The organism is Actinocrinis sp. (genome assembly GCF_035605935.1).
Lineage (GTDB): Bacteria > Actinomycetota > Actinomycetes > Streptomycetales > Catenulisporaceae > Actinocrinis.
The window spans coordinates 1-6973 of sequence record NZ_DATNGK010000321.1 but is presented as its reverse complement, the minus strand read 5'-3'; the positions used below and the strand labels follow the sequence as shown (position 1 = coordinate 6973).

The following is a 6973-nucleotide window of genomic DNA, read 5'->3' as shown; positions in this document are numbered from 1 at the left end:
CAACCCGATCACCCTGCTGGTGTTCTCCGCGACCGTCAACGGCGTCGCCGCCGCCCCATTTCTGATCGTCGTGATGCTGGTGTCCGCGAACAAACCCCTGATGGGCAAGTACCGCAACGGGGTGCTGGCGGCGACCCTCGGCTGGATCACCGTCGCGCTCATGGCCGCTGCCGCCGTCGCCACCCTGATCCAGTACGTCAAACCCTGACAGGTGCCTGTTCCCAGACCCCGCACCCGATGCCGCGCATTCGATGCGGCGGCCGCGTGATCAAAACCTGCGTGCCGGGGCCGGTCGGAGCGACGGCTACTTGATGAGTGCGGTCCTAACGTCACTCCGGGACGGTGCCGGACTCCGGCTGGATCGTCAATCGCGACAGGCACGGTCCGTGAACGGACTGCGCCGGGGTTGTGCGGGTGCTTTGTAAAACCACCGGCAGATGGCGGGCGGTTGACCGCTCAGGAAGCTCGCCGTCGCTGCTCGTCAGGACCCGAATGATTCTGCCGAGGCGCGTCACCCGGCTGTGCAGACAGCCCAGCGCATGACGGAACCGAACAAGAAGCGACACCAGGATCTGTCGAATGCCGACGTGGAAATTTCCTGAACGCACCATAGAATCCGGTCAAATGCACATGAACTGGGATCGCTCCCAATAGCGTTCGGACGAAAGTTTCTGTAACTTTCAGCGATCACTGTGCTCTCTTGAGCGCGAGCGTCTGGCTGTTTACGCAGTTGAAACGTATCACGAGCCTGCCGGCTGTCGAACGCAGGGCAATTACTCAGCACCCTTACCGTGGCTGAACCGCGCGCATCTTGCTGTACTCCGGGAGCGTTCACAGCAAAGGAGCAGTGATGAGTGACGTGTCGAGCCATCGACGGAGACTGTTGCAGGTGGCGGCGGCTGGTGCCGGTGTGGCTGCGCTGATATCCGGTGCCCTGGCCGGTTTCGGCGCGGGGACCGCGGCCGCCGCCGTGCCGCGGGCGTTGCCGGCGGGATGTTCCGGCAGTTCGCCGATCACCTGTCACTACTCCGTTTCGCCAGGCAATTACGAGGTGTCGGTCTCGATCGGAAGCAGCACCTCCGCCGGGCAGACGGCGATGTGGGTCGAGGCGCGGCGGCTCATGCTGCCGACGACCAGCACGGCAGCGGGCAGCGTGAAGCAGTATTCGTTCACGATCAACGTGCGCCAGCCGGAGGGTGAGCCGACCGGTGAGGGCGGCACCGGAACTCCCGGGCTGGACATCCGGTTCACCGGTGCCAAGCCGCAGGTCTCCGCAGTGTCGGTGAAGCCGGCCAGCCATCCGCTGGTGGCGTATCTGGCCGGGGACTCGACCGTGTGCGATCAGCCGACCGCGCCGTATACCGGCTGGGGCCAGATTCTCCCGTCGCTCGTCGGTCCTGGCGCGGTGATCGCGAACTACGCCGACGCGGGAGAGAGTTCGGGCAGTTTCCTGGCCAACTCGGTGCTGTTCCCGGCGATCGTGGCGAAAGTCAAGGCCGGCGATCTGGTGTTCATCCAGTTCGGGCACAACGACAAGACGACCACCGCGACCGCCTATCGCAGCCATCTGACCACCATGGTGAACGAGGTGCGGGCGAAGGGCGGCGTCCCGGTCCTGGTGACCCCGATGGTGCGCCATCTGTTCAACGGCACCAAGCTGACGCCCACGGCGATGCAGGTCAACAGCATCGGGGTGGACCTGCCGGCGCAGATGCGCGCGGTGGCCACGTCGCTGAACGTGCCGCTGATCGATCTGACCGCCAAGAGCGCCGCGTTGGTGACCTCGCTGGGCCCGACCGCGTCGGCGGCGCTGTACCTGCGCGCCTCGGTCGACGGGGTGACCGACAACACCCACTTCTCGCAATACGGCGCGACGCAGATGGCCGGCCTGGTCGTCCAAGGCATCAGGCAGCAGAATCTCTCGCTCGTCTCCTACCTGCGCTGATCCCGCACGCGGCGCTCGGCCGTGCCCACCCGAGGAGCACATCTTCTCCGCCAGAGGAGCTCATGATGCCCGAAATCGACCGCCGGTCGTTCACCGCCCTCGCGGCCGGGACCGCCGCCTCGTTCGTCCTTCCCGCGCGCCGCAGCACGCTGATACAGCCGGAAAACGTGGTGGCCCCGGCGGTCACACCCGCGGCGTCCCACACCGTCAGCTTCGATAAGTACTCGTTGCTCGTCGACGGCCGCCGGACGGCTCTTTGGTCGGGGGAAGTGCACCCGTTCCGGTTGCCGAGCCCGTCGCTGTGGACTGATGTGCTGCAGAAGCTGCGCGCGAACGGCTACAACGCGATCAGCATCTATGTGAACTGGAGCTACCACAGCCCCGCGGCCGGGGTGTACGACTTCACCGGGGTCCGGGATCTGGGCCAATTCCTCGCGGCGGCCGCGCAGGCGGGGCTGTTCGTGACGGTGCGCCCAGGTCCCTACATCAATGCGGAGGTCGACGCGGGCGGCTTCCCAGGTTGGATGACCACGAGCAGCGGCACCGCACGCACGAACAACAGTACCTATCTCGCGCACGCGGATGAGTGGCTGACCGCCGTCAACGCCGTCATCGCACCGTATCAGTACACGAACGGTGGCGGTACGGTCCTGCTCTACCAGTTGGAGAACGAGTACTCCGCACACCTGAGTGACGGCGTGGGTTCTGCGTACATGGCGCACCTGTACGCGAAGGTGCGCGCGGACGGGATCACGGTTCCGTTGTTCCACAACGACAAGGGCCGCAACGGCGACTGGGTGCCGGGCAGCTTCAGCACCAACGGCGAATCAGGGCGTTACCTCTACGCCTTCGACGGCTATCCCTCCCCGAGCAGCACTCCGCCGGACTGGGGCTACTTCGGTTCCGGCGGGAAAACCGGCGGTTCGACGGCGAGCCCGAACACGCCCGGGTTCGAGGCCGAGTTCGGCGGTGGCTGGTTCGACTGTTGGGGCGGCGCGGAGTTCTCTGGCCAGGGTTACGCGGGTGCCCGCGCATCTCGGGACGCGGTGTACGAGCGGCGGTTCTATCTGACGAACCTGGCCAACGGAATCAAGCTGCAGAACGTGTACATGACCTTCGGTGGCACCTCGTGGGGCTGGTTGCCGGCGCCGGTCGTCTACACCTCCTACGACTATGGCGCCGCGCTGGATGAGGCCAGAAATCAGACCTCGAAGCTGGTGCCGATGAAGCAGATCGGGCTGATGCTCGAATCCATACCCGATCTCGGCAAGCTGGACAAGGCGGCGTCGGCGTCGGCGTCGAACAGCAGCGTCAAGGTCTATCACCTGAGCAATCCGGACACCGGCGCGCACTTCTACTTCCTGCGCAACGACTCCAGCAGCACTATCTCTTCGGTCACCCTGCCGGTGAACACGAGCGGCGGAGCGCTGACCGTGCCGGCGTCCGGCGGCATGCGCTTCCCCGGCAAGGACATGAAGGTGCTGGCCGCCGGGATCAAACTGGGCCGGCGCAGCGTGCTGTACTCGACCGCGCAGCCGATGTATCAGGCCACGATCGGCGACCAGGATGTCGCCGTGCTTACCGGCCGTTCCGGCGACCCGGTCGAGATCATGCTTACCGCTTCGGCGACGCCCACGGTGACTGTGCTCAGTGGCAGCGCCACGTCGAGTTTTTCCGCTTCCTCGCATCGCCTGCGCGTGAATACGACGCTGTCCGGGATCGTGCGAGTTCTGATCAACTTCGGGGACGGCGCAGCCCCGCTGTTGTTGCTGTTCGCCGACGACGCCGCGAGCGCGACGCTGTGGCGGCAGCCGACCGCCGCCGGACCGGTACTTGTGCGTGGTCCGGCTCTGCTGCGCGCTGCTCAGAGCTCTGGTTCGGCCGTGCAGCTGACCGGTGACACCACCGCGGCGAGCGACCTTGAGGTCTGGGCACCGGCCGCAGTGACGTCGGCGACGTGGAACGGCGCACTTGTCGCGACGAGCGTGACCAGTTCCGGAAGTCTGCTGGCCTCGTCGAAGCTGGCCGGCCCGCCGAGCGTGCCGCTGCCGGCGCTGACCGGCTGGCGCTTCGCGACCGAGAATCCCGAGTCCGCGTCAGGCTTCGATGATTCCGGCTGGCGAGCGGCGAACAAGACCTCGTCGGCGAGCATCACGCCGGTGCCGCCCGGTCAACCTGTGCTGTTCGCCGACGACTACGGCTTCCACTACGGCGACGTCTGGTACCGCGGGCACTACTCGGGCCCGAGCGGTGCGACGAGCGTGAGCCTGTCGTATTCCTCCGGAACTCAGGGCATGCTGATGGCCTGGCTCGACGGTACGCCGCTGGGCACGCACCGCCAGCCGGTGCCGACCTCGTCCCAGGCCAACACGCAGACCTGGACCGCGACCGCGACTTTCCCGATCCCGTCCGGCCTGCGCGGCAGCGGCGCTCACGTGCTCTCGGTGCTCGTGCGGCCGATGGCGCACAGCGAGGACGGCGGAGCCAACGACGCGCACAAGAGCGCTCGCGGGCTGACCGCCGTGACCTTCGCGGGCGCCACCCCGTCGGTCGGCTGGCGGATCCAGGGCGGGAGCGTCACGGCCGACTCGGTGCGCGGCCCACTGAACACCGGCGGCCTGTACGGCGAGCGCAACGGCTGGCACCTGCCGACCTTCGCCGACAGCGCGTGGCAGTCGGTCTCCTTGCCGCGCTCCGACACCTTCCAGGGTGTGCGCTGGTACCGCACCAGCTTCACCTTCGCACCACCGCAGGGCGTTGATGCATCGGTCGGTCTCAGCCTGAGCGATACCTCGAGCCGATCGTACCGGGCGCAGATCTTCCTCAACGGCTGGAACCTCGGCCAGTACATCAACAACGTCGGCCCGCAGCACACCTTCGTGCTGCCCAACGGAATCCTGCGCGCGAATGCCACGAATGTGCTCGCCCTCGCGGTGCTCGCGGATGGAACGACACCCGCCGGGCCCGGAACCGTCGCCCTGACGCTGCTGGGCAATGCGGCCGGCGGCGTCCCGATCAGCAATGTCTGACGAATCAGCGCGCTGTGAAGCGCAGGTAAGGCGCCGAACTCGCGGTGCCGCGACCGATGCAGCAACAACCACCCACGCAGCTGGAGTAACAATGAGACACGGCGCAACTGCCGCGCGGGCCGTGCTGGCCTGCGCTGTCGCGGCCGGCACCGGCCTGATCGTGATGAGCACGGTAGCCACCAGCGACGCGGCCACACCGCACACCTACTACGTCGCTCCCGGCGGCAGCGACAGCGCGGCGGGGACGCTGTCGGCTCCGTGGGCCTCGTTCGCGCACGCGCAGAGCGTCGCGCAGGCCGGGGACACGGTGTATTTCCGCGGCGGCACCTACACCTACACGCACGCGGACAGTTCGTGCAGCAGCCAGACGGCGAGCGTGAACGCGATCACGGTGAACAAGAGCGGCAGCTCCGGCGCGCTGATCAACTATGTCGCTTACTCGGGGGAGCGGCCGGTCTTCGACTTCTCGAAGGTGAGCAACAACTGCCGCATCAAGGGCTTCGACGTCACCGCCAGCTACGTCCATCTCAAGGGCCTGGAAGTGGAGGGCGTGCCGCAGAACAACAGCCTGAATCACGAGTCCTGGGGCGTGTGGATCACCGGCAGCGACAACACCTTCGAGCAGCTGAACATCCACAACATCATGGGAACCGGCCTGTTCATCCAGAACGGCGGCGGCAACCTGGTGCTCAACAGCGACTCGCACGACAACTACGACCCGCGCAGCTCGGACGGCGCGGGGAACAACGGCGACGGGTTCGGCGCGCACATCCCCGCGGGCCATCCCGGCAACGTGTTCCGCGGCGACCGGTCGTGGTGGAACTCCGATGACGGCTTCGACCTCATCAACGCCTTCTCGTCGGTGACCATCGAGGACTCCTGGGCGTGGCGCAACGGCTACCTGCCGGAGAGCACCACCCCGGCGCCTGCGGGCAACGGCAACGGATTCAAGGCCGGCGGGTATGGCGGAAAGTACGTCTCCGGCGGGGTCAAGCACACCATCGAGCGCGACGTTGCGTTCGACAACAAGGACTCAGGGTTCTACGCCAACCACCACACCGTGGCCGACGACTTCTTCAACAACACCAGCTACGCCAACCACCCCGACTTCAACATGCTGGGCATCTCCTCTAGCGGCGCGGCGATCGGGATCGGCAACCTGCGCAACAACATCGCCTACGGCGGCACGCTGACGGCGAACATGAGCGGGACCAACGCCGCGTACAACTCCTGGAACCTGAACGTCACCATGTCCAACGCGCAGTTCCAGAGCGTGTCCACGACCGGCTGGAACGCCGCGCGCCAATCCGACGGCTCCTTGCCCGCGCTTCCGTATCTGCACCTCGCGTCAAACAGCACGCTGATCGACAAGGGCACCAATGTCGGTCTGCCCTACAACGGGAAGGCGCCCGACCTCGGCGCGTTCGAGACCCCCTGAGCCGACGCTGACGCCCGAGGCCGCATTGCCGCATCCGTCCCCGGGCAGCGTCGATCCGCAAAGTCGCGGCGAATATCCGAATGGTTTACAGCAAAGGAGCTGTGATGGGTGAGTTGGTGGTGAGCAGGCGGCGGTTATTGCAGGTCTCTGCTATGGGCGCCGGGGCACTGGCGCTCGGAGGCCTCGCGGTCGGACAGCAGCAGGCCGACGCGGCGGGCACGTTCTACAAGGGTTGTGATGTGAGCTGGACGCCGCAGATGGAGGCGGCCGGGTACTACTGGAAGAACTCCAGCGGCGTGAAGCAGGACCTCTTCACGATCCTGAAGGGTTACGGGATCAACGCGATCCGGTTGCGCACGTTCGTGCATCCTTCCTCCAGCCCGCAGGCTGGGCACTGCTCGGCGAGTGAGACCGCGGCGCTGGCCAGGCGCGCGGTGGACGCGGGGATGGCGGTGGACTACGACTACATGTTCGGGGACACCTGGAACTCGGTGGGGGTGCAGAACCCGCCGGCGGCGTGGAAGAACATGAGCTACACGCAGATGCTCTCGGCGATGTCCA

At 66.5% G+C, this 6973-nt stretch carries 4 protein-coding genes and 1 pseudogene; all 5 read left to right on the top strand.

Features of this window, described 5'->3' with window-relative positions; genetic code table 11:
* Nucleotides 1–208 (top strand): annotated as a pseudogene (locus VN779_RS25860) (divalent metal cation transporter); the annotation flags it as partial.
* Nucleotides 209–850: 642 nt separating this feature from the next.
* Nucleotides 851–1945 (top strand): rhamnogalacturonan acetylesterase, encoded by a 1095-nt coding sequence (locus VN779_RS25855; RefSeq protein WP_325727898.1) that lies wholly within the window; start codon nt 851–853, stop codon nt 1943–1945.
* A 65-nt stretch (nt 1946–2010) separates the two neighbouring features.
* Nucleotides 2011–4974 carry a beta-galactosidase gene (locus VN779_RS25850; RefSeq protein ID WP_325727896.1) on the top strand — a complete coding sequence of 988 codons (2964 nt, stop codon included), beginning with the start codon at nt 2011–2013 and terminating at the stop codon, nt 4972–4974.
* A gap of 163 nt (nt 4975–5137) precedes the next feature.
* Nucleotides 5138–6412, top strand: a complete 1275-nt coding sequence (locus tag VN779_RS25845) for a right-handed parallel beta-helix repeat-containing protein (RefSeq protein WP_349260945.1) — start codon at nt 5138–5140, stop codon at nt 6410–6412.
* Between the two features lie 104 nt (nt 6413–6516).
* Nucleotides 6517–6973, top strand: a 457-nt coding sequence (locus VN779_RS25840) for a glycosyl hydrolase 53 family protein (RefSeq protein ID WP_325727892.1), incomplete at its 3' end; no start/stop codon positions are given.